Source organism: Limnobacter sp. G6BE5S (genome assembly GCF_058448965.1).
Window position 1 is genome coordinate 1 of sequence record NZ_JBZFLM010000001.1, and the last position, 21,182, is coordinate 21,182.

At 52.0% G+C, this 21,182-nt stretch carries 23 protein-coding genes and 1 tRNA gene; 10 read left to right on the plus strand and 14 right to left on the minus strand.

Going from position 1 to position 21,182, the window contains the following annotated elements; genetic code table 11:
- A partial coding sequence (locus ACVL1J_RS00005) for a hypothetical protein (RefSeq protein ID WP_491664994.1) occupies positions 1 to 204 on the minus strand: 204 nt, incomplete at its 3' end.
- Between the two features lie 120 nt (positions 205 to 324).
- Positions 325 to 1,101 (minus strand): enoyl-CoA hydratase, encoded by a 777-nt coding sequence (locus ACVL1J_RS00010; RefSeq protein ID WP_341237223.1) that lies wholly within the window; start codon positions 1,099 to 1,101, stop codon positions 325 to 327.
- Positions 1,102 to 1,252: 151 nt separating this feature from the next.
- Here ACVL1J_RS00010 and ACVL1J_RS00015 point away from each other — a divergent pair, with 151 nt between their 5' ends.
- From ACVL1J_RS00015 to ACVL1J_RS00035, 5 genes are read left to right on the plus strand one after another with little or no spacing between them, the layout of a single operon-like run.
- Positions 1,253 to 1,999 (plus strand): SDR family NAD(P)-dependent oxidoreductase, encoded by a 747-nt coding sequence (locus tag ACVL1J_RS00015; RefSeq protein WP_341237222.1) that lies wholly within the window; start codon positions 1,253 to 1,255, stop codon positions 1,997 to 1,999.
- A gap of 31 nt (positions 2,000 to 2,030) precedes the next feature.
- Positions 2,031 to 3,311 carry an FAD-binding domain-containing protein gene (locus tag ACVL1J_RS00020; RefSeq protein WP_341237221.1) on the plus strand — a complete coding sequence of 427 codons (1,281 nt, stop codon included), beginning with the start codon at positions 2,031 to 2,033 and terminating at the stop codon, positions 3,309 to 3,311.
- Between the two features lie 2 nt (positions 3,312 to 3,313).
- On the plus strand, positions 3,314 to 3,796 hold the full coding sequence (locus tag ACVL1J_RS00025; protein WP_341237220.1) for a DUF3429 domain-containing protein: 483 nt from the start codon (positions 3,314 to 3,316) through the stop codon (positions 3,794 to 3,796).
- Positions 3,797 to 3,847: 51 nt separating this feature from the next.
- Positions 3,848 to 4,831 carry an acrylyl-CoA reductase (NADPH) gene (gene acuI, locus ACVL1J_RS00030; RefSeq protein ID WP_341237219.1) on the plus strand — a complete coding sequence of 328 codons (984 nt, stop codon included), beginning with the start codon at positions 3,848 to 3,850 and terminating at the stop codon, positions 4,829 to 4,831.
- A gap of 16 nt (positions 4,832 to 4,847) precedes the next feature.
- Positions 4,848 to 6,686, plus strand: coding sequence for a M61 family metallopeptidase (locus tag ACVL1J_RS00035; RefSeq protein ID WP_341237218.1), 1,839 nt, complete (start codon positions 4,848 to 4,850; stop codon positions 6,684 to 6,686).
- On the opposite strand, the gene trpC is transcribed toward ACVL1J_RS00035, so the two are convergent.
- The 6 genes from trpC to rpe form a co-directional block, all read right to left on the minus strand.
- Positions 6,680 to 7,468 carry an indole-3-glycerol phosphate synthase TrpC gene (gene trpC, locus ACVL1J_RS00040; protein ID WP_341237217.1) on the minus strand — a complete coding sequence of 263 codons (789 nt, stop codon included), beginning with the start codon at positions 7,466 to 7,468 and terminating at the stop codon, positions 6,680 to 6,682. The genes ACVL1J_RS00035 and trpC overlap by 7 nt on opposite strands.
- Before the next feature lie 9 nt (positions 7,469 to 7,477).
- The gene (trpD, locus tag ACVL1J_RS00045) at positions 7,478 to 8,515 is read right to left on the minus strand and encodes an anthranilate phosphoribosyltransferase (RefSeq protein WP_341237216.1); all 1,038 of its coding nucleotides are present in this window, start codon (positions 8,513 to 8,515) and stop codon (positions 7,478 to 7,480) included.
- Between the two features lie 20 nt (positions 8,516 to 8,535).
- Positions 8,536 to 9,105: an aminodeoxychorismate/anthranilate synthase component II gene (locus ACVL1J_RS00050; RefSeq protein ID WP_159568254.1), complete on the minus strand. Its 570-nt coding sequence runs from the start codon at positions 9,103 to 9,105 to the stop codon at positions 8,536 to 8,538.
- A 97-nt stretch (positions 9,106 to 9,202) separates the two neighbouring features.
- Positions 9,203 to 10,705 carry an anthranilate synthase component I gene (trpE, locus tag ACVL1J_RS00055; RefSeq protein ID WP_341237224.1) on the minus strand — a complete coding sequence of 501 codons (1,503 nt, stop codon included), beginning with the start codon at positions 10,703 to 10,705 and terminating at the stop codon, positions 9,203 to 9,205.
- Entirely contained in the window at positions 10,705 to 11,385 is a 681-nt protein-coding gene (locus ACVL1J_RS00060) for a phosphoglycolate phosphatase (protein ID WP_341237215.1), read from the minus strand. The genes trpE and ACVL1J_RS00060 overlap by 1 nt, the downstream gene beginning before the upstream one ends.
- A 6-nt stretch (positions 11,386 to 11,391) precedes the next feature.
- Complete coding sequence (gene rpe / locus ACVL1J_RS00065) at positions 11,392 to 12,072, minus strand: ribulose-phosphate 3-epimerase (protein WP_159568252.1); 681 nt, start codon at positions 12,070 to 12,072, stop codon at positions 11,392 to 11,394.
- Positions 12,073 to 12,222: 150 nt separating this feature from the next.
- On the opposite strand from rpe, the gene apaG reads away from it, so the two are divergent.
- On the plus strand, positions 12,223 to 12,606 hold the full coding sequence (gene apaG / locus ACVL1J_RS00070) for a Co2+/Mg2+ efflux protein ApaG (protein WP_159568251.1): 384 nt from the start codon (positions 12,223 to 12,225) through the stop codon (positions 12,604 to 12,606).
- Between the two features lie 141 nt (positions 12,607 to 12,747).
- Positions 12,748 to 13,992: a murein transglycosylase A gene (mltA, locus tag ACVL1J_RS00075; protein ID WP_159568250.1), complete on the plus strand. Its 1,245-nt coding sequence runs from the start codon at positions 12,748 to 12,750 to the stop codon at positions 13,990 to 13,992.
- Positions 13,993 to 14,011: 19 nt separating this feature from the next.
- Here the strand turns inward: mltA and ACVL1J_RS00080 are convergent, their stop codons facing one another.
- Positions 14,012 to 14,821: a DsbC family protein gene (locus tag ACVL1J_RS00080; protein ID WP_341237214.1), complete on the minus strand. Its 810-nt coding sequence runs from the start codon at positions 14,819 to 14,821 to the stop codon at positions 14,012 to 14,014.
- Positions 14,822 to 14,907: 86 nt separating this feature from the next.
- Positions 14,908 to 16,143 (minus strand): FAD-dependent monooxygenase, encoded by a 1,236-nt coding sequence (locus ACVL1J_RS00085; RefSeq protein ID WP_341237213.1) that lies wholly within the window; start codon positions 16,141 to 16,143, stop codon positions 14,908 to 14,910.
- 127 nt (positions 16,144 to 16,270) lie between these two features.
- Here ACVL1J_RS00085 and ACVL1J_RS00090 point away from each other — a divergent pair.
- The 3 genes from ACVL1J_RS00090 to ACVL1J_RS00100 all read left to right on the plus strand — a co-directional run bounded on the left by ACVL1J_RS00090 (position 16,271) and on the right by ACVL1J_RS00100 (position 18,121).
- Positions 16,271 to 16,346, plus strand: a tRNA-Phe gene (locus tag ACVL1J_RS00090).
- A 174-nt stretch (positions 16,347 to 16,520) separates the two neighbouring features.
- Positions 16,521 to 17,669 (plus strand): hypothetical protein, encoded by a 1,149-nt coding sequence (locus ACVL1J_RS00095; RefSeq protein ID WP_341237212.1) that lies wholly within the window; start codon positions 16,521 to 16,523, stop codon positions 17,667 to 17,669.
- A complete protein-coding gene (locus tag ACVL1J_RS00100; protein WP_341237211.1) occupies positions 17,666 to 18,121 on the plus strand; it encodes a hypothetical protein in 456 nt (151 codons plus the stop codon). Before ACVL1J_RS00095 ends, ACVL1J_RS00100 begins: the two co-directional genes overlap by 4 nt.
- Positions 18,122 to 18,141: 20 nt before the next feature.
- Here the strand turns inward: ACVL1J_RS00100 and ACVL1J_RS00105 are convergent, their stop codons facing one another.
- The 4 genes from ACVL1J_RS00105 to ACVL1J_RS00120 form a co-directional block, all read right to left on the minus strand.
- Positions 18,142 to 18,408, minus strand: coding sequence for a hypothetical protein (locus ACVL1J_RS00105; RefSeq protein ID WP_159568245.1), 267 nt, complete (start codon positions 18,406 to 18,408; stop codon positions 18,142 to 18,144).
- Between the two features lie 40 nt (positions 18,409 to 18,448).
- Entirely contained in the window at positions 18,449 to 19,948 is a 1,500-nt protein-coding gene (locus tag ACVL1J_RS00110; RefSeq protein ID WP_341237210.1) for a pilus assembly protein TadG-related protein, read from the minus strand.
- 106 nt (positions 19,949 to 20,054) lie between these two features.
- On the minus strand, positions 20,055 to 20,465 hold the full coding sequence (locus tag ACVL1J_RS00115; protein ID WP_341237209.1) for a DNA-binding transcriptional response regulator: 411 nt from the start codon (positions 20,463 to 20,465) through the stop codon (positions 20,055 to 20,057).
- 92 nt (positions 20,466 to 20,557) lie between these two features.
- Positions 20,558 to 21,181, minus strand: a complete 624-nt coding sequence (locus ACVL1J_RS00120; protein ID WP_159568242.1) for a ParA family protein — start codon at positions 21,179 to 21,181, stop codon at positions 20,558 to 20,560.
- Between the last annotated feature and the right edge of the window lies 1 nt (position 21,182).

Here is a 21,182-nt window from a genome sequence, read left to right on the forward strand (position 1 = left end):
TGAAGAACCGCTTGCTTGCTTCGTTTCGTCCTGCTTGTCGTGCAGCAGAGAAACGAGATTATGCACATCAATCCAAAACCTGTCAAACACTTTTGCGAAGAAATTTGTATTTTTCTGCAACGCGTCAAAAGTGTGTTCCAAACACCCCACACGCAGACCAAAACAAGCCTCTGAAGCACAAGGATTTTTTCCAGAATTGCACAAAAAACAGGCTCCCGAAGGAGCCCTGAAAATATTTCAATTTTTTTGGTTTGACCGCACCTTAAATGGCTGCCGGCACCAATTTAATTACAAATTAATTCAAATTAATTCGAAAATTGGGTCTTATTTGTTGGTGAAATTGGGTTTGCGCTTCTCCACAAAGGCAGACATGCCCTCTTTTTGGTCTTCTGTGGCAAACAAACTGTGGAACATGCGACGCTCAAACAGCATTCCCTCTGACAAAGAGCCCTCGAATGCTCGGTTAATGCTCTCTTTGGCCATCATGACCGACGGATTTGAATACGCTGCAATAATAGTGGCGGCCTCAATGGCTTCATCCAGACACTTGTCTGCAGGAACAACACGCGACACGAGCCCGGCTCGCTCCGCCTCAGCTGCATCCATTAAACGGCCAGTCAGACACAGATCCATCGCTTTGGCTTTGCTGATTGCACGCGGCAGGCGCTGCGTACCACCGGCACCAGGAATGATGCCGAGCTTGATTTCTGGCTGACCGAATTTGGCCGTGTCCGCACAAATGATGAAGTCGGTCATCATGGCCAATTCACAACCACCGCCCAAAGCGAACCCACGTACCGCTGCAATCACTGGTTTGCGTACATTGCGTATGGTTTCCCAGTTGCGCGTGATGTATTCGCTTTTGTACACATCCATATAAGTAAATGAGGACATCGCTCCGATGTCCGCACCGGCAGCGAAAGCTTTGTCGCTGCCTGTAACTACCATTGCGCCAATGTTGTCGTCGGAATCGAAAGCCGTTAGGGCGTCGCCGAGCTCAGTCATCAGTTGGTCATTCAGTGCATTCAATACTTGGGGGCGATTCAAACGCACCAAGCCCACCTTGCCGATGGTTTCTACGAGGATGGTTTCATATGTCATGGTCAGTCTCCTGCTTATTAATAGGGATGGAGAAAGTCTAACCGCTGAAATTCGAGTATTCACCGACCTTAAAGAGTTTTGAATCAAGACGTGACTTTATTTTCTGTCTAGGACAAAATAGCTTCACCTTGGACAAAACAGGCAGTAAAGAATGACAAAGTGCATATTCGTGATGGGCGCCAACAGTGCAATCGCCCAGGAATTGATTCAGTTGTGTGTGGATTCTGGACAAGAGGTGATTGCGGCAGGTCGGGATGCATCGGTACTTGAGGCGCTATATGGCCATACACCAGGTGTACATATATTAGAGACGCAGGCCTGCGACTCTGGATCCGTAAATGCCGCATTTGAAACGGTGAACAGCCTGGGAAAACAAGTGGATGGCTACGCGCACTGTGTGGGCTCTATCCTGGTTGCCCCTTTAACCAAAACCACCGACGCTCAAATTGACAGCGTGATGCAGGTCAACCTGTTTTCAGCCATGTATGGGTTGCGTGCGTTTTTAAAACATGCAAAAACCAATGCGCAAGGCGGTTCTGCCGTGTTGGTGTCCACCTGCGCCACTGGTATTGGTGTTCCCAATCACGAGGCGATCGCTGCTGCAAAGGCGGGCATTGAGGGTTTGGCCAAGTCGGCTGCGGCCACACACGCGGCTGACAATATTCGAATCAATGTGGTGGCCCCGGGCCTGACCGACTCACCGATTGCATCGGCTTTTTTGAAAAGTGACATGATGCGTGCAGCAAGCGCCAAGCAATACCCATTGCAGGGCGTCAACCAGCCCGGTGAGGTAGCCCAGGCCATGTACTGGTTGCTAGGCGCAGGGGCCAGCCGCATGACAGGCACAGTGTTGAATGTGGACGGCGGGTTCAGGAATATCCGTCCTCTTGTGAAGTAAACCCCATTCAATCCCATAAAGAGCCACAGTCATGCAGCACCAAACACCCGTCAAATTTGAACCCAGCCGCCTTGCTGCACTGAACGCACTCGCGACAGTGGACCCGGCAAGGTACAGCCGCACCCGGAATTTTCTGGATGGCGCAGTAACGCGACTTTCCCCCTGGATTACTCATGGCTACTTGAGTGTGCGAGAGGCGACCCAAATATTGATGGAGAAGTATCGCCTGAGTTTCGAGGACAAGCTGATCTTTGAATTTGCGTGGCGGGAGTTCTTCAAACATGCACATGCTGAGTTGGGTAACGGAATATTGAGCGATGTCCGCAGACCAGTGTGGTCGGGCAAGTACAGCTCGCAGTTGCCAGGCGACATTCGGGAAGGCCGAACCGGAGTTGCAGCAATCGATGCTGGAGTTGCCCTTCTTTATGAGACTGGCTATTTGCACAACCATGTCCGGATGTGGATAGCGTCCTATGTGGTTCACATGCGAAAAGTGCACTGGAAAGTGGGCGCTGACTGGATGTACGCCCACCTGCTGGACGGGGACCTGGCATCTAACCACTTGAGCTGGCAATGGGTGGCTGGGACGTTTAGCCACAAACCCTATGTTTTCAACTCGGACAATGTCAAGAAATATGCACCGATGTGGAATTGCAGCGGGACGGCCATTGATACCGATTATGAAGACTTGGAATCGATTGCCCGGAGCAAACGCGATGTGGGATGCGAAAGAAATGCGCCCGCGATTGGCGCGCAGGAACCGGGATGCCACAACTTTGATCTTGAACTGTTGACCGACACGCTAAAACGCAAGACAGTGGACCTTCGTCAACAGGCTGGTGTTGACTCATGCAGTAGCTTGATGGGCAATTTCAAGAAGATTAATTTGGTGCACCCTTGGGAGCTCAAAGCCTGCTTTGATTTGACGCAAACCGGCGAGTTGCGCGTGGGCTTGATTGACTGCGCATTTCACAAAGCCCACCCCTGGAGCAAACAACGCTGGGATTTCGTGCTGAATGCCATGGAAACCGGTTGCGATCAAATATGGGTTGTGAACACCGATGACATTGCTCACTGCGCAACCATGCTGGCTTGCTTTATTCAGACAGGCACCGAGTTTGAGTTGAGGGAAACTTTGAATTCAGGCTATGTGATGATGGGCCGTTGTTTTCCGGTTCGATGGAACGCGGAAGACAAACTGCTACCCAGCCCTTCTCGTTTTCAGCAGAGCTTTTCACGTTTTTACAGGGAGACCACCTTGATGGCCGGAAGCCTTGAAGAAGCTGTACATGGCGCAATATTGGTGGAATGACGATGGCACCAACATTGAAAACTCACTGGATGAATGTGCTCGGTTACGCAGGGCTGGTTCCATTTTTGGGATTGGCTGCGTTGACCGGCATATACAGCGGTACCGAGATTGCGGAGCGCTTTGCCAATTACAACCTGATTTACGCATTGTGCATTGTTTCGTTTTTGGGCGCTGTGCATTGGGGACTGGCTATTTCACTCAGCAGCCAGGACCAACCTGTTTACCTTGCCGGATTGGATCAATCGGAATTTGAAACACGAAGTTTTATCTGGGGAGTAACGCCCTCACTGTTGGCCTGGCTGGCTGGCGCATTCTCGCCCCCTGAATCCACCCTTTGGATTCTTGCCCTGATTCTGGCTTTGGTATGGGTGGTAGACCAGCGCTTTTTAAAGCCCATGAAGGCGTTCGATGCTTACCTGCGTCTGAGAAACCACCTGACATTGGGTGCAATTGTTGGATTGTTAGTGACCGCCTGCTTTGCTTAAATGGTGTAGTCTATTTTTCAGGACTGACCAAAAAGCAAGGAAGGACAAAGTATGTTCAAAGCGGTATTTCTTCAAAAAAACGAACAAGGCGAGTTCAAGGCCAGTATTGAGCAACTGGACGAAAGCCAGTTGCCTGAAGCTGGTGACGTGCTGGTTCGAATTTCCCATTCCACACTCAATTACAAAGACGGCCTGGCAATTTGCAACAAGTCCCCTGTGGTGCGCCAATGGCCCATGGTTGCGGGCATTGATGGTGCAGGTACCGTATTGGAAAGCGCCCACCCTGGATTCAAACCTGGAGATGAAGTAATTCTCAATGGATTTGGCGTGGGAGAAACGCACTGGGGTTGCCTGGCCGAAAAAGCAAAACTGAAAGGGGATTGGCTGATTAAACGACCAGCGGGTTTAAGCCCTGCGCAGGCCATGGCGATCGGCACCGCGGGCTACACCGCCATGTTGTGTGTGCTGGGCCTTGAAAAAGGCGGCGTGAAACCTGGTAGCGGTGAAATTTTAGTGACTGGTGCAACTGGCGGCGTCGGCAGTATTGCAATCGCACTGTTGAGCAAGCTGGGCTACACCGTAGTGGCGACCAGCGGCAAACCTGAACAAACTGATTTCCTGAAAGGTTTGGGCGCGAGCGAAGTCATGGACCGAAAGTTGTTGAGTGAGCCCGGAAAACCTTTACAACGCGAGCGCTGGGCTGGTGTTGTGGACTGCGTGGGATCACACACCCTGGCCAATGCCTGTGCACAGACCAAATACGGTGGCACGGTGACTGCATGTGGTTTGGCCCAAGGCATGGATTTGCCTTCTTCGGTGGCACCATTTATTTTACGGGGCGTTACCTTGACGGGCGTTGACTCGGTGATGGCACCCTTGCCAGTGCGTGAGGAAGCTTGGCGCAGACTGGCTGCCGACCTTGATTTGAAAAAGTTGGAAGGACTCTCACGCACACTTCCACTGGAAGGTGCGATTGAAGCAGCTGCCCAAATTATGGCGGGAACCAACACGGGCCGCGTGCTTATCAAAATTTAATACACAGACGATTACCATGTTGCATTACCAGGTCACGGTGGCAGACCCGAAAGGCCACTATTTCGACGTTCAATTGCAATTTGAGATTGCACGGGAACAACTGCAAGGCACTGGCGACGAGCGCTGGATTGACTTAACGTTGCCCGCCTGGATTCCTGGCAGTTACCTGATTCGTGAATTTGCACGGAACGTGCTTTATGTGCGGGCCCGTCTAGGACAGGTTGAAACCACGGTCACACGGGAAAGGAAGGACAGCTGGCGAGTACATGTCGATGGCGCGCAGATTGGGCTTGCCGCGCATTCACTTTTAATTCAATGCGAATGGCGAGTGTATGCCTGGGATTTGTCAGTGCGCGGCGCACACCTGGATGACACCCATGGTTTTTTCAACGGCACCAGCCTGTTTCTGTGCCCGAAGGGATTTGAACAAGAACCGGTTGAGTTGACCATTTCCAGACCTGGCGACGACTTACAGGACTGGCTGGTCGCCTGCGGCTTACCCAGCCAGCCTGGAACCTTGAAAGACCCACATGGCTGCCCGATTCTTCGGGCAGGGGGTCAAGTCAAATTTATAGCGACGGATTTTGACTGCCTGATCGACCACCCAATTGAAATGGGTGCCTTGCGGGTAGAAAGCTTTTCTGTGTTGGGAGTTGAGCATGTATTTGCAGTGTATGGCGCAGACGCCGACCTGGATTTGCAACGGATTTGCAACGACCTGAAGCCTGTGTGCGAAATTCAGATCGCCTTGTTTGAACCCGACACCAAACGTGCGCCTTTTGAGCGGTATGTGTTTATGCTGCATGCGACCGACAATGGTTACGGTGGTCTGGAACACCGCAACAGCACTTCATTGCTTTTTAACGCGAACGAATTGCCTCAATGTGGTGTTGAGAAAACGTCCAAAGCCTATGAAGGCTTTTTGGGACTTTGCAGCCATGAGTACTTTCATTCCTGGAATGTGAAGCGCATGAAACCAGCTGCATTTGTTCCCTATGATCTGACCCAGGAAAACTACACCCGATTGTTGTGGATTTTCGAGGGTTTTACATCCTATTACGATGATGTTGTGTTGGCACGTGCGGGCAAGTTGGACGAAGAGGCATACCTGAAAAGCGTATGCAGGAACATTACACAGGTGAGAAAGGGCCCTGGACGCATGAATCAATCTGTGTCGGACAGCTCTTTTGATGCCTGGACCAAATACTATCGACAAGATGAAAATGCACCCAACGCAATTGTGAGTTACTACACCAAGGGCTCACTTGTGGCTTTGTGTATTGATTCCGCAATTCGAAAACAAAGCAGCGGCCAGAAAAGCCTGGACGATGTGATGCGCTTGATGTGGCAACGCAAAGGATTGACTGGCGAGGGACTGAAGGAGGATGAGTTCCCAGGCCTGGTGCTGGAAGCCACAGGGATTGAGCTCAACCGGGAAATTGAACAATGGACACAGAGCACCGACGAGCTGCCATTGGACGAGGCCTTAAAGACCTTTGGCTTGAGCCTGAGTCAAACTCAAAATGATGAGCAAATTTACCTTGGGTTACACGGGCAATTTAAACCTGAAGGTATGTTGGTAAAGCAGGTGATTAACGGTGGTCCTGCCCACGCGAGTGGCATTTCAGCAGGCGATTGGCTGGTGGCATTGGGTGAGAAAAAACTGACCGAAACCAACTACAAACGGCTATTGGCAGCAAGCCGGCCCGGAACACCACTGCGCGCAATTGCATTTCGCGCAGATCGGCTGATGGAATTTAGTTTGGTACCAGCCGAACCGGCATCCAATGAATGGACAATCAAAAAACCGGAACAAAGCGAGGGCGAGGTTGTGCCTGCCCCTTGGCTTCAATAAAAAAGATCTGCCAGTGCCTGCCCTGGCGAGGCTGCCCGCATGAACGCCTCGCCAACCAAAAATGCGTGAATATCATTGGCACGCATTAGGGCCACATCGTCACGGGTAGCAATGCCACTCTCGGTGATCAGCAAATGCTCTGGGCCCACCCGACCTTTCAGATCAAGCGTGGTTTGCAATGACGTTTCAAAAGTGCGCAAATTGCGATTGTTTACACCAATCAGTGGTGTTTTTAATTGCAAGGCAATGTCCATTTCTTGCGCATCATGCACTTCGACAAGTACATCCATACCCAGCTCATTGGCGCATTGCTCGAGTTCCAGCAGTTGAGGCAACTGCAAGGCTGAAACAATCAGCAAAATGGCATCGGCGCCCAGACCCCGGGCTTGTACAACCTGATAGGTATCGATAATAAAATCTTTGCGGATGCAGGGCAGACCACTCGCCTCGCGGGCCATGTCGAGGTACTGGGGCGCGCCTTTGAAATATTGAATGTCAGTGAGCACCGACAAACAAGTTGCACCATGCTCGGCATAGCTTTTTGCGATTTCCACGGGATCAAAAGGTTCGCGCAGAATGCCTTTGCTGGGGCTGGCACGTTTTACTTCCGCAATGACTGCGGGCAGGCCTTTGGCCACCGCTGTTTTCATGGCGTTGGCAAAACCCCGCGTTGGGGCCAGCTTTGCGGCCTTGGTCAACCATTGCACTTCAGACAAAACCTGCTTGCCCTGTGCAATTTCTTCGCGCTTGGTGGCTAAAATTTTGTCAAGAATATCGCTCATGGTTCTGCCTTATTGCTCAATCGACTTGGTAAAGTCGACGAACTCATTGAGTTTGCGGATTGCTGCACCACTGGCCACGGTGGAGCGCGCCACATCAATGCCCTCTTTCAGACTACCTGCAACACCTGCTGTATACAGACCTGCTGCGCTGTTGAGCAACACGATGTCACCAATTGCACCGCCCTTGCCATTCAATGCATGGAAAATTTTGTCGCGAGACTCTTGGACAGAACCTGCATGCAGGCTGCTGTGTGATGCGCGTGCAAGACCAAAGTCTTCGGGCTTGATGCTGTAGTGCCTGATTTCACCATCGCGTAGCTCAGCAATTTTTGAGTCGCATTCAATACACAGTTCGTCCATGCCATTTTCACCATGCACGATGAGCGCTTGAATGGACCCCAAACGCTTGAGCACTTCGGCCTGTAAGTCGAGCAAATTGGCGCTATACACACCCATGACCTGGCGCTTGGCATTGGCTGGATTGGTGAGTGGGCCGAGAATGTTGAACACCGTGCGCACACCCAGTTCTTTGCGAACCGGGCCCGCAAAACGCATGGCACTGTGATGATTCGGTGCGAACATGAATCCAATGCCCACTTGGGCGATCGATTCTGCAACCTGGGTCGGCTTCAGATTGATGTTGGCGCCAAGCAATTCAAGTACATCGGCGCTGCCCGAATTAGAGGACACGCTGCGACCACCGTGCTTGCCCACTTTGGCGCCGGCGGCTGCCAGCACGAACATGCAGGCAGTTGAAATATTAAATGTTTGCGCACCATCGCCACCCGTGCCGCACAGATCGACAACCTCAGTGCCTGCGGGCAACTCGACCGGAGTGACCAGATCTCGCATGACTTGTGCGGCGGCAGCCACTTCTTCGGCTGTTTCGCCTTTGACACGCAAGCCAACCAGCAAACCAGCAATTTGCGCAGTGGTCAAACCACCACTCAATAGTTGCTGAAATGCATTTCGGGTGAGTTCATGCGACAAGTCTTGCCCAGCAAGCAGTTGATTCAAAATGGCGGGGTAATTAAATGACTGGGACATGAGATTTGGAGGTTAAGGGTTTAGTTAACGCGCTTAAGGAAATTTTTGAGCAGATCATGCCCGCGGTCACTCAGGATGGATTCAGGATGAAACTGAACACCCTCGATATCCAGCGTTTTATGACGAACACCCATGATTTCACCATCTGCTGTTTCTGCGGTGATTTCAAGGCAATCGGGCAAGCTTTCCCGCTCGATTGCCAATGAGTGATAGCGAATGCAGATAAGCGGGTTGGGCAAGCCCTCAAAGACACCCACATTGTGATGATGAACCGGGGATGTTTTTCCGTGCATGATGGTTTTGGCACGTACAACCTTGCCACCGAAGGCTTCGCCAATGGCCTGATGCCCCAGGCACACACCCAAAACGGGAACCACACCGGCCATTCGCTGAATGATTTCAATGGACACGCCGGCCTGCGCTGGTGAACAGGGGCCAGGCGAAACACACACCGCACGGGGCTTGAGGCTTAGTGCTTCATCGACTGTGATGGCATCGTTGCGAACAACATGCACTTGCTGACCCAATTCACCCAAGTACTGGACAAGATTGAAGGTAAAACTGTCGTAGTTGTCGATCATCAACAGCATGGCGGGCCTGCATTTCGAATAGGGGGAAGAAACAAGTGCGTGATTTGTCAAAATTTTAACACACGCACCCGCCACAGCCCCTTGCGGGTAGAGACAATCACGACAACTCACCGTCCAGACCAGCCTGCACAAGTTCGGCTGCGCGCATGACCGCACGCGCCTTGTTCTCGGTCTCGAGCCATTCGCTTTCGGCCACGGAATCGGCGACCACGCCAGCACCTGCCTGAACATACAAGGTTTGGTCTTTCACCACGCCAGTGCGAATGGCGATGGCGACATCCATGGTGCCAGTGAAACTGAGATAGCCACAGGCGCCGCCATACACGCCGCGCTTGGTGGGTTCGAGTTCATCAATGATTTCCATGGCGCGCACCTTGGGTGCACCGGAAAGCGTGCCCGCGGGGAAAGTGGCGCGGAGCACATCCATGGCCCCCATACCAGGCTTCAAGTCGCCCTGCACATTGCTGACAATGTGCATGACATGAGAATAGCGCTCGATAATCATTTTCTCGGTGACCTGCACAGAACCGACCTGTGCAATACGCCCCACATCGTTGCGAGCCAGGTCGATCAACATGACATGCTCTGCAATTTCTTTGGGATCGGCCAGCAGCTCTTCGGCAAGTGCCAAATCTTCTTGCTGTGATTTGCCACGCGGGCGCGTGCCGGCGATGGGGCGCAAGGTGACCAAAGGCGCTTTGCCTTCGACCTGGTCTTGCCGCACCAGAATTTCGGGCGATGAACCCACCACTTGGAAACTGCCGAAGTTGTAATAGAACAAATAAGGCGATGGATTCAGAGAACGCAAGGCGCGATAAAGCATGAGTGCGTCTTGCGTGAAGCGTTTGCTCAGCCGCTGCCCCAAGACCACCTGCATGACATCACCGGCAGCGATGTATTCTTTGGACTTGGCCACCATGTCAAAGAAATAGTCTTTGCTCATGCTGCGTTCAATCGGGGTACTTTCGCTGCTGCCCGAGACCGGAATGGCGATGGGCTGGCGAAGCTGGCCCATGAGTCGCTTGACCTCGGCAACGCCGTTTTCATAGGCATTGGTTTGCGCTGGATCGACAAACACGATGAGCTGAATGGTGCCTTGAATGTTATCGACCACCGCCATGCGGTCGGTGAACATCAGCAAAATATCGGGAATACCCAAATCGTCGGCTTTGCGACTGGCCTCAAGTCGAGGCTCAATGTAGCGAACCGTGTCATATCCAAAATAGCCGGCTAGCCCACCAAAAAAACGGGGACTACTGTTGACAGGCGGCACTTTGAAACGGGCATGGTACTGCTCGATAAATTGCAGCGGGTCGCCGTTGAATGTCTCAAGCGTGTCCAGCGTGCCGTCCGGGTGCTGCTGTTGTACCACCACGGAATGTTCAACCACCTTGATGGTGATTGTGGAAGGCAAACCTACAAACGAATAACGGCCGGAGCGTTCGCCACCCACCACCGATTCAAGCAAGAATGTATTTGGCTTGTTGGCAAGCTTGAGGTACACCGACAAGGGTGTATCGAGGTCGGCATAGCAACGCGCAATCAGCGGAATGCGGTTATACCCCTGTGTTGCGAATGCATCAAATTCAGCTTTAGAAATCATTGTGGTACCCGTGTGCCCAGCAGGCGTTGTGCAGCTTTCTCGATCGTGCTCACGATGCCATCGCACGGTGTGTCGTGAACAGATCGCCCTTCGTTGTAACCATAGGGCAAAAGCCAACACTCTACGCCGGCTGCGTTTGCAGCAAGCGCGTCGTTCACGGAATCACCAATCATCAGGGCCTGCGAGGGCTCCACACCAAGCAACTTGCAGGCGTGGGTTACGGGCATGGGGTCGGGTTTTTTCACGGGGCAGGTATCTCCGCCTACGACCACCTCGAAGTAATGGGCAATGCCAGTGCGCTCAAGAAGTGGCTTGGTGAAACGTTCCGGCTTGTTGGTGACCACCGCCAGTTTGTAACCGGCATTCTTCAGCAGATCAAGCCCTTCCCTCACGCCCGAATAGAACACCGAGTGATTGCCATTGATGTGGGTGTAATGACCTTGCCAGTTGGCCATGGCTTGGGCATACAGTTCGGGGGGGGCCTTCTCGGTCATGCTGCCCGTAAGGCTTCTGTTGACCAGATTTTCTGCGCCCTTGCCCACATACACTGCAACGGTTTCCTCGGGTAACACGGGTTTGCCCAAATCCGCCAACATGGCATTCACCGCGGCAGCCAGGTCGGGCACCGTGTGCAAAAGCGTTCCGTCGAGGTCGAACAATACTGCTTTCTTGGTCATGGTCGCTTATCTCGTAGTGGCCAACTCTGCCCGCATTTGGTCAATGACGGCTTTGTAGTCGGGTTTGCCGAAAATGGCCGAGCCGGCAACAAAGGTGTCAGCACCTGCGCGTGCAATTTGCGCAATGTTGTCAGGCTTCACGCCACCATCCACTTCAAGGCGAATATTTTGACCGCCCTTGGCCACATGTGCATCAATTCGCTTGCGCAATTCGGTCAGCTTCACCAAGGCTTGTGGAATGAAACTTTGCCCGCCAAAACCAGGGTTTACCGACATCACCAAAATAAGGTCGAGTTTGTCCATGACGTGATCCACCCAGGAAATCGGGGTGGCCGGGTTGAGCACAATGCCTGCCTGACAACCGGAGTCGCGAATCAGGCCAAGCGTTCGGTCAAGGTGATCCGTTCCCTCTGGGTGCACGCTGATCAAGTTGGCACCCGCCTTGGCAAAATCAGGAATGATCCGATCGACCGGACGCACCATCAGGTGCACATCAATCATCGCAGTGGTGTGGGGGCGCAGGGCCTCGCAAACCAAAGGGCCAATGGTGAGGTTGGGCACGTAATGATTGTCCATGACGTCAAAGTGAACCCAGTCTGCGCCCGCTGCAATGACATTTTTCACCTCGTCGCCCAGACGGGCAAAGTCAGCTGAAAGAATACTGGGAGCAATAACAAACGGGTTCATGGCAGGCCTTCGAAGAAAAATTCAGACACAAAGCAAGAGTTTAAACGAAGTTACCCCGGGCAAATGGCTTTGAAAGCGGCTTCGGATTTGTGAAAACGGGGGTTTGAAGTCATACTTAATGCCCAGAGCAACAGAAACAAGCCACACCGCATGAGTAGCCCGTCACCCTATCAGTTTGAAGTCCGAGTCAGCACCCAGTTTCTTGAGGAGCAAAGCGACAAAGACAAAGGTCCTTATGTTTTCGCCTACACCATTGAAATAGAAAATGTGGGTGAAAGAACAGCACAATTGCTGAGTCGCCACTGGATCATTACTGACGCCCACAACATTGTTCAAGAAGTAAAAGGCGATGGCGTGGTCGGCGAACAACCCACACTACGCCCTGGCGAGAGTTTCGAGTACACCAGCGGCTGCCCGCTGCCCACCCCGGTGGGTACCATGAAGGGCAGTTACACTTTTGTGGGTGAAGGCGGCGAGCAATTTGATGTGCCCGTGCCCGAGTTTTTGCTGTCAATGCCGCGAGTGTTGCACTAATCCTTGTTTGGGGGTGCGTCTGTTTTGGAAGACTCCGTATCCGATTTTTCCACAGGATGATCCACCCTGGCCCTCAAAGTCCACCACATAATGAACACGATCAGGCCCAAAGCCAAAACCATTTCTGCAATGAGTAACCACATGTTCAATTCACTCCGTTGTTGGTGGCCCAGCACCATGCTGGCCGCCCTGATTTTATCTGGATGCGCTACTTCTCCGACTCCGAAAGCGGCTGAATGTTCATGCCCGACAGGAGAAAAACCGGCGCAAACCGAGAAAAAAGACGACAAACCGGCTTTGCCCTTGTTTGTGAAGTCAGATTTTTCAAGCTTGCCCGGTTGGAACACAAGCAACCACAGCCGCTTTCTGGAGGCCTTTGCAGAGCAATGTTCAGTCAACGGCAATGCCCTTGCAAAACGCAAAGCCACGCCCACCGGCCTGCTGGACGCTTGCCGCAAAGCCCGACAAAATTTAAGTGGCAATACACTTTTACCGGCACAAATCTGGATGGAAGCCAACTTTGATGTGTGGCAATTTCAACAGGAAGACGGCAAGAAAGAAGGCTTGCTAACCGGTTATTTCGAACCCATGCTGAAAGGTGCACGCAAAGAACAAAGCGCTTACAAAGCCCCCCTTTACGGTGTGCCTGCGGATTTGATCACGGTGAAGCTGGATGAACAATACCCGGAACTGAAAGGCAAGCGCCTGCGCGGCCGCCTTCAGGGCAATACGCTGGTACCTTTCTTCGACAGGGCGGAATGGGAACGCCTGGGACCTGATCGCGAGAAACCGATTGTTTGGGTAGATGACAAACTGGATGCATTTTTACTGCAGGTGCAGGGTTCGGGCCGGGTGACTTTGCCCGATGGCAGCGTGATTCGGCTGAGTTATGCCGAGCAGAATGGCCACCCTTACAAATCCATTGGCAAAGTGCTGGTGGACCGCGGAGAATTGACCGCAGCCCAAGCCACAATTCCCGGCATCCGAAATTGGGCGAAAGCCAACCCTGGCAAGCTGGATGATTTGCTGAATGCCAACCCAAGCGTGGTGTTTTTCAAAGAAAACAAGGTACTACGACCACAGGAAGGCCCAGTGGGCGCCATGGGTGTGCCCCTGACTGGCAAACTCAGCTTGGCCATAGACCGGGAAAAAGTACCTTATGGCAGCCCGATCTGGATCGAATCAAGCAACCCCGTGAACAACACGCCAATTACACAGGGAACACTGGCGCAAGACACCGGGGGGGCCATTCGGGGACGGGTGCGTGCCGACTATTTTTGGGGAACCGGCGAGGAAGCGGGTACAGCAGCCGGCTTGACTCGCCAGCCATTGAAGATGTGGTTGATTTGGCCCAAGGGTACGCCCCTGCCCGAAAGCGGAAGCTGAACCCCGGGAGCCGAAGTAATTATTTAGACCGTGAAGCCGCAGCGATGCGGCGATTCAGGTCGGCAGATGGAATGGCGCCACTAACGCGTGTGCCGTCCTGGAAAAATACGGTGGGTGTACCTGATACGCCCATGCCTCGACCCAAGCTGACCAACTCATCGATCGGCGGGTTGCAATTGCCGTTTCCTGTGGGGGACTGGTCTTTCAGCATCCAGTCATCCCACATTTTGGATTTGTCACTGGCACACATTACTTTTTGCGCTTTGTCGACCGAGTCGCGGCCCAACACAGGATAGACATAGGTGTAAACCGTGGTGTCCTGCAACTTGGACAGGGTTTCTTTGCGGAAACGCTTGCAATAGCCACAGTTGGGGTCTTCAAATACAGCGATTTTCCGGCTACCCGTTCCGTACACTGATTTCAAGGCCAGGCCCAGAGGCAGATCTTTTTCGAAATTGATGGCATTGAGTTTGTCCAGCCTGGCTTCAGTCAAATTCGCCATGGATTTGCTTTCCATCAGTTCACCCAAAATCAGGTGACTACCGCTTGCATTGGTGTAAATGATTTTTTTGGTGCCGTTGTGATTCACAACAACCTCAAACAAGCCATCAATGAATTCAATGTCATTGACTGAAACCACCTTTACGCCTGACGCGCCCAACGACTCGTTCACGGCTGCCGTGATGCGTTCAATCTGCGATTTGCTTGCAGCGGCCTGTGCGGGTTGCACAGACTGGGACAATGCCCATGCGCCTGCTGACAACGCGATTACAGAGAACACAACAGCACTGCTGCGTTTGCGGAAGGACAAAGGTAAATTGAATTTCATAGGTCTGCTTGGGTAAAAATGATGAATTGTAGTTAGGACAGGCCCGAAGGCAATTTGTTCATTGCGTCAGGAATATAAGAACGAATTTACCGCATGGCCTGTTGAGACAACCAACGCTTGAGCATGGGTAGCTGGTTGACCAGGTGCATGCCTTTGTTGCGCACCCAGGCTGCGCCGGGCAAATCAAGTCGGAACAAGGTGTGTAATCCATCTGTTAGAAAATGCACTGGTTTACAGGCAGCCTTGCGGCGGCGTTCCCAAGCGCGCCACAATTGCTCGTCTGCGAGGCCCAAGCGTTGCACGGCCAGAAGCCGCTTGCGAGAAGTCAGCAAATTGGCCAACTCGGCGGCGTCTTCCAATCCAAGGTTCAAACCCTGCCCTGCCAATGGGTGAATAACATGCGCAGCGTCGCCCATCAACACAACCCCATTGTCAAACCACACAGGCGCAACGCCATGTTTCAGCGGAAAGGCATAAGTTTTACCCACAGGCACCAAGTCGCCATACAGTTCCTGAACTGCTCCACCGGAGAGGGATTGCACGCGATTGACCATGTCGGATGGGCTGAGTTGAACCAAGGCCTGAGACTGGGACAAGGGCATGGACCACACCATGGAGACATGGGGACCAGGCAAGGGCAACATGGCCAAAACAGAATCGCCAACAAACCATTGACGGGCTGCACCGTGATGTGGCTTTTCAATGGCAAAGGTTGTTACAACACCCTCGGCGCTGTAATCATCCAGCGTGAAATCAAGCCCTGCCTGCTTGCGGGTTTGGCTTTGAGCGCCGTCAGCAGCGATCAGCAAAGGCACGCGAACAGTTTTCAGGTTGGTGACCACAGCCCAACCTTCTTTTTCGCGGGAAAGTCCCTCGACTTTCGCATCCAGCCAGTCAATGCCGGGCTGATAGCGCATTGCTGAAAACAGCACTTCGAAAAGACAGCTTTGCTCAATAATCCAGGTGAGGTAATCAACACCCGTGTCGCTGGCATTGAAACGCAGGTGACCTTGAGCATCACCATTGGAATCGCCCCATACCTGCATTTCGGTGACGGGTTGTACCTTTTCGCTGGGAATGTTGTCCCAAACACGTAAGCGGTCGAGTACCCGCTGGCTGCGATGCGACAAGGCAAATACCCGGGGATCGAAACGCTGATCGGGATTGGGCTGAAACTGGGGCGGACGAGCCCCCACCACCAGTACCTTGAAACCAGAACTGGCCAGCACCAGTGAAGCCACCAGGCCAACCACGCCACAACCAATGATGGCGACATCATGACTGGATGTATTCTGAAACTGCGTGCTTACTGGGTTGCTCATGGTCTTTAAATGGCCGGCATCGTGAATTATTGAACATGCTACAGCGATTTTGCATTTCTTGTTTGCGCAACGTCAAAGTTTCGGATAAACTTGCGGGCTTCGGTAGTGAACACCACCGAAAACGCGTGGCCGAGTAGCTCAGTCGGTAGAGCAGAGGATTGAAAATCCTTGTGTCGGCAGTTCGATTCTGTCCTCGGCCACCACCATCCCAATTTACCCCCCCCAAGTACTGACAGACCAAACCATGCTTTCTTCAGCATTTTGTTGTCGCCTTTTGTCGACAACGAAACGGGAACGCTCGGGTCTTTGATTGTTTTCTGACCGTCAAGCACCGGATAATGGCTGCACTCTAAAAATAATATGTGTTGAGCCTGCTTTTGAACCTTTCCGCCACATTGACCAAGCTGTTGAAGGTCACCGCACTTGCGGTTGCCCTGGCGCTATGCCATGCGCAGGCTATGGCGGTGGACTATTCGCTCAGCGGATTTGGCACGATTCAATACACGCAGGGTGATAACGAACAAAAATACCTGCGCTTCATCAATGAAGACGGCACGTTCAAGGTCAATTCGATTTTGGGTGCGCAACTGGATGTGCAGTTGTCAGATCAGCTCAGTGCAACGGTGCAGTACGTGGTCGCCCCCAAGCAAAGACGTGATGAAAGTGTCGAGTTTGACAATCGCTGGGCATTCTTGAAGTTCAAGCCCAATGACAACTGGCACTTTAAATTAGGTCGCCAACGACTTAATTACTATCTTGACTCCGAGAATCTCGACGTTGGGCACACCTATGTGCCAGCCAACTTAAGCCCAGAGGTTTACTACAACGCGGGCGTTCTATCGCTGGATGGATTCTCAGCCAATTACAACTTTGAGGATGCTGGCGGGAGATATTGGGGATTTCAAGCGATCACAGGCAAGCGGGATATTGTTCAGCGGCTTGCTGGATTTAACCAGGACTTTCCGCTGAATTCATTTGAAATTGGCGGCCTGGTACTCAGCGTTCAAGGTGAACGTTACCGCATCCAAATTGCACACCACGGTGCGGAAGTAGACCGGGTCTTGACTCAAGTTGGCGGTGTTCCATTAACAGACGGACGGCTTGACGCAAACGCCAGATTCACAAACCTTGGTGCTGAATACCGATGGGATCTTTACACCTTGCGCGGAGAGTTGAGCCAGACTGAATTGGCAGCATCCCAAAGCGGAATTATCACAGGCAGTGGCTTGCCAAGAATTACGCAATCGGCTCCCAAGTATGAGGAGCATGGCGGCAACATTCTTTTGATCCGCAAAGTATTTAAACAACACGCAGTTTATGGAAGCTACGGTCGATTCATTTCAGAATTCGATGATCAGTACTCATTCGCGATTGGTGGCAAATACAATCTGAGCCCATCGGACTCGATCAAGCTTGAATTGCAGCACGTCGTCGAAAAAAACACGCGCCCGCAGTTGTCCGACAACCGCATTCCCAACACCACGTTTAATTTCCTGAGCGTGTCTTACAACTGGGTGTGGCAATGATTATGCGCACCGCCAGTTTTGTTAAGGCCGCCGCGTCGATCGGCTTGTACCTAATGTTGGGCGTGGTTGGCGCAGCCTCTGCAGAGGTGTATGTGGTGTCTTCTGCCACACTGCCTATCAATGAAATTGCAATTCGTGAACTGCGCAGCATTTACAAAGGGCGATTGAGCCAGGTCAATGGCTATCGATTGACGCCTTTGAACTTAGCCCCCGGCACCAACGATCGCGATGCGTTTTTAGAACGAATCATGGATTTGAACGAGCTGGACTACACGGGATATTGGCATGTGCGACGGTACACCGGCCAAGGCACGCCACCGACAGAAGTTGGCAACAAGGAAGAGTTGTTTACCACGCTTAAAGAACAGCCTGGCGGCATTGGTTATCTTTGGATGCCCAATGGCATCAAACCAAAGCTGCCCGACGGTTTGAAAGTGATTCGCGTGAAGTAAGCTGCCAGGGCGGCTTGACTTTATTCTTTGGTATAGCCTTTGCTCAAAGGCAGCCACCAGGTAAAACCAAACACCAATGTTTTTAGAACCACCTTACCGACTGGCAAATTCAATGCGCGCAAGCGATTGATTGCCAGAGGAATTTCAAGCACATGCGCCAGCAAAATGATCGCTGCGAACAAGGTGAGGAAGGGAACATGGAACCCCAACAGCCCGACCAAGGGCACGATCAGCCAAAAAACCACCAAACCAGCTTGAAGTCCATACCAAACCCGTTGTTCGCCCATGCCTTAACCCCTCGTTTTATTGATGTAGGGGAAGTTTAACTCAACGGGTGAGCACTGCTGTGCTGAAGCAATCCATGTTGTCGACTTGTACGTAAACTTCATTGGTCTCAAGACCCAACACTTCAAGAATTTCATCGAGCCTGGCTCCCAGTAAATTTAGAGCGCTGTTCAAAGTAGGGTTGGTGGCCAGCACAGTTAAGATTCCATTTAACGCATTAACGCCTGTGTTCAAATTGGCGAGCAAATTGCCAACGCCTTGGGACGCCTCGAAACTATAGGAAGTTGTCACGATGGGATCTGGATAACCCACCATTGAAACATCGTTTGCACTACCACTTCCCACATTGGCACGGACGGTGCGTTGTCCTTGCCCCAATAAAGGTAGCGAAGGAAATACCAAAACCGAGGAAATAGGAGTTGAATCGAGATCGACAATAACAGCAGAATCTGATTGGGGTAGTTTGCAATCAATGTCTTTAATATCAACTGAACCGCCACCTGCTGTTACCTGCAAATCCAACAAACCACTGATTCGTGTAGACACTGCAATTTGTTCAGTGCGAGCAGTAGCGATAACCCTGCCGTCATTGTTCAGCTTAGTGGCCACAAACAGCTGGGGAGGACTAAGCACTGAGACATTCAAAGTATTGCCCAAATTCAGGCGAATACCATTTCCACCCACGCCGCGAGCCGCGGCAAAGCTGGATGCGAAAGCCAAATTACCCAAACGCACCGACGCACCTGCGAACTCGGAGTCGCCGCTGGTGTCTGCGGCCAATATATCTCTCAACAAGAAACTGACTGTATCTGCCGGACCGCTACCGGGTATTGCAATGACAGGTGCCTCCGGACCGGCGACATTCAGTGCGGCATCCAGCAAACCTGCTGCTGTAACCTGCGTATTCAACAAACGGGCCATATCCAATTGATCGCCCGCACTGAATGCACCCAACTCAACGCCCAATTGCAGCAAGTCCACTTGGGCATTGGAGGCCAAGAGACCCCGAAATCCCAACAAATTAAGATTCAATTGAGTACCAATCGCACTCATCAATGGAGACAGGCTGGAACCATTCAAATTCAATGCCAACAAATTGGTGCCCACCAAACCGGAGATGACCGGTGCCACTGTGGCCTCGGCCACAGCCACAACAGGCTCGGTACCCAGAAACGCAGCAGGCACATTGCGCACCACGCGCACCAACACAGAACGGTCACAAGCGTTAGCGGGCAATAAGGTGTCTGTGCCGCGAACATTGCAACTGATCGAGATGCTGTCAGTGGTGTCATCAAGACCATTGCGCCTTGCGTAATCCACCGCTGCTGTAAAACCCTGAGGAGCATTGCCAATATCGCTGGCTGCCGCTTTGGCAGCAAGGTCTGCGATTCGTTGCACTTCCTCTTTTTCCCAAACAATTTGACCCAAACCCAACACAGCCAAGGCACCCACTGTCATCAGCATGATGAACACTGTGAGAATGGTCATGGCTCCGCGTTGGCGAAATGACGAGGAAGCGTGGTTGAAATCTTTTAAAGACATGTCGGTGCAGCAAAGACAAACAAGCTTGATTCTGCACGAAAAACAGTGAATTTGATATCTGAAGCTAAGGGCGATTCAGCGTCTAGATCAGGTTTTCAGTACAGGCTCACTTACCGTCTTTGAGAAATTTTTCAAGAATGCGCTTGCCAGGCTTTAGACGACCCACCAAAGCCTTGGCCACACTGACAATAATTTCCATGGGCGCGGCAAGGCGTGAAGTTTGTGCATGTGCCCCCAATTCCAGCAAGGTTGCACTATCGATAACGCCGGTTTTACCCTGAAGCAAAACAACGCCCAGCTCTGGGTTATTTGCCTTGATATGCTGAAGCAAGGGAGATTGGCTGGCCTGCTCGGCATCGACCAACATGACCTTTACTTCATATGCATCGATTGAAGCTTCGGCTGTTTGCAGGCCTGGGCAGGACAAGACTCGCTCGAACTGGTTAGACGCAATTAATTGAGCTTCCAGCGCCAAGCGAGAATCCTTGTCCGAATCGACAATCAGCACCGTGGTCATTGCCCCCTCCTTTTGATAGCTGGAAGTTATTTAGCAATTTGGGTGCCAGAAACCCGATGACGACATGGTCTGTTTTGGTGCAGCGCCGGTACTTAGCCCCTGCCAAGCAAGCCTTTGACGTCTTTCCACAAGCTTTCAATTTCCGCCGCAGCCTTGGAGTTGGGTGCAAATTCGTTAACGGATTTACCCAAACCAACACTGATCACAAAATCGTTGCGCTCGTGCACAATAGTGCGGCAAATTTTGGCTGTGGTCTTGAGTTGCTCAAATACAATTTCGGGTGTGCTGCTAAAGACCGATGCACCGTTGATGACCCAGGTTACTTTGCTGCCAGCATCAGAGGCCCATTCAAGGGTACTGCTTGCACTGTGAATATCAAGCGGACTGGCCTTGGTCGGGATCAGCACCAGATCAGCATGCTCCATGGCGTCTTTGACCCATTTTTTATCTGTTGGGGGCATGTCGATGAAAACATAGTCATATCCCTCATCATCAAGTTCCGAAAGCACAATGACGATGTCATTGAAACCCACCTTGCGCACATCGGGGTAATCGGCCTCGCGCAGCGAATCCCAAAAACGGCTGGAACCTTGTGGATCAAGATCAAGCAAAGCTACTTTTTTCTTGCCCTGTTGGCTTGCCAAGGCGGCAAGATTCAAAGAGAGCGTTGTTTTGCCAGCCCCGCCTTTGCGGCTGCTAATGATGATGGTTTTCATG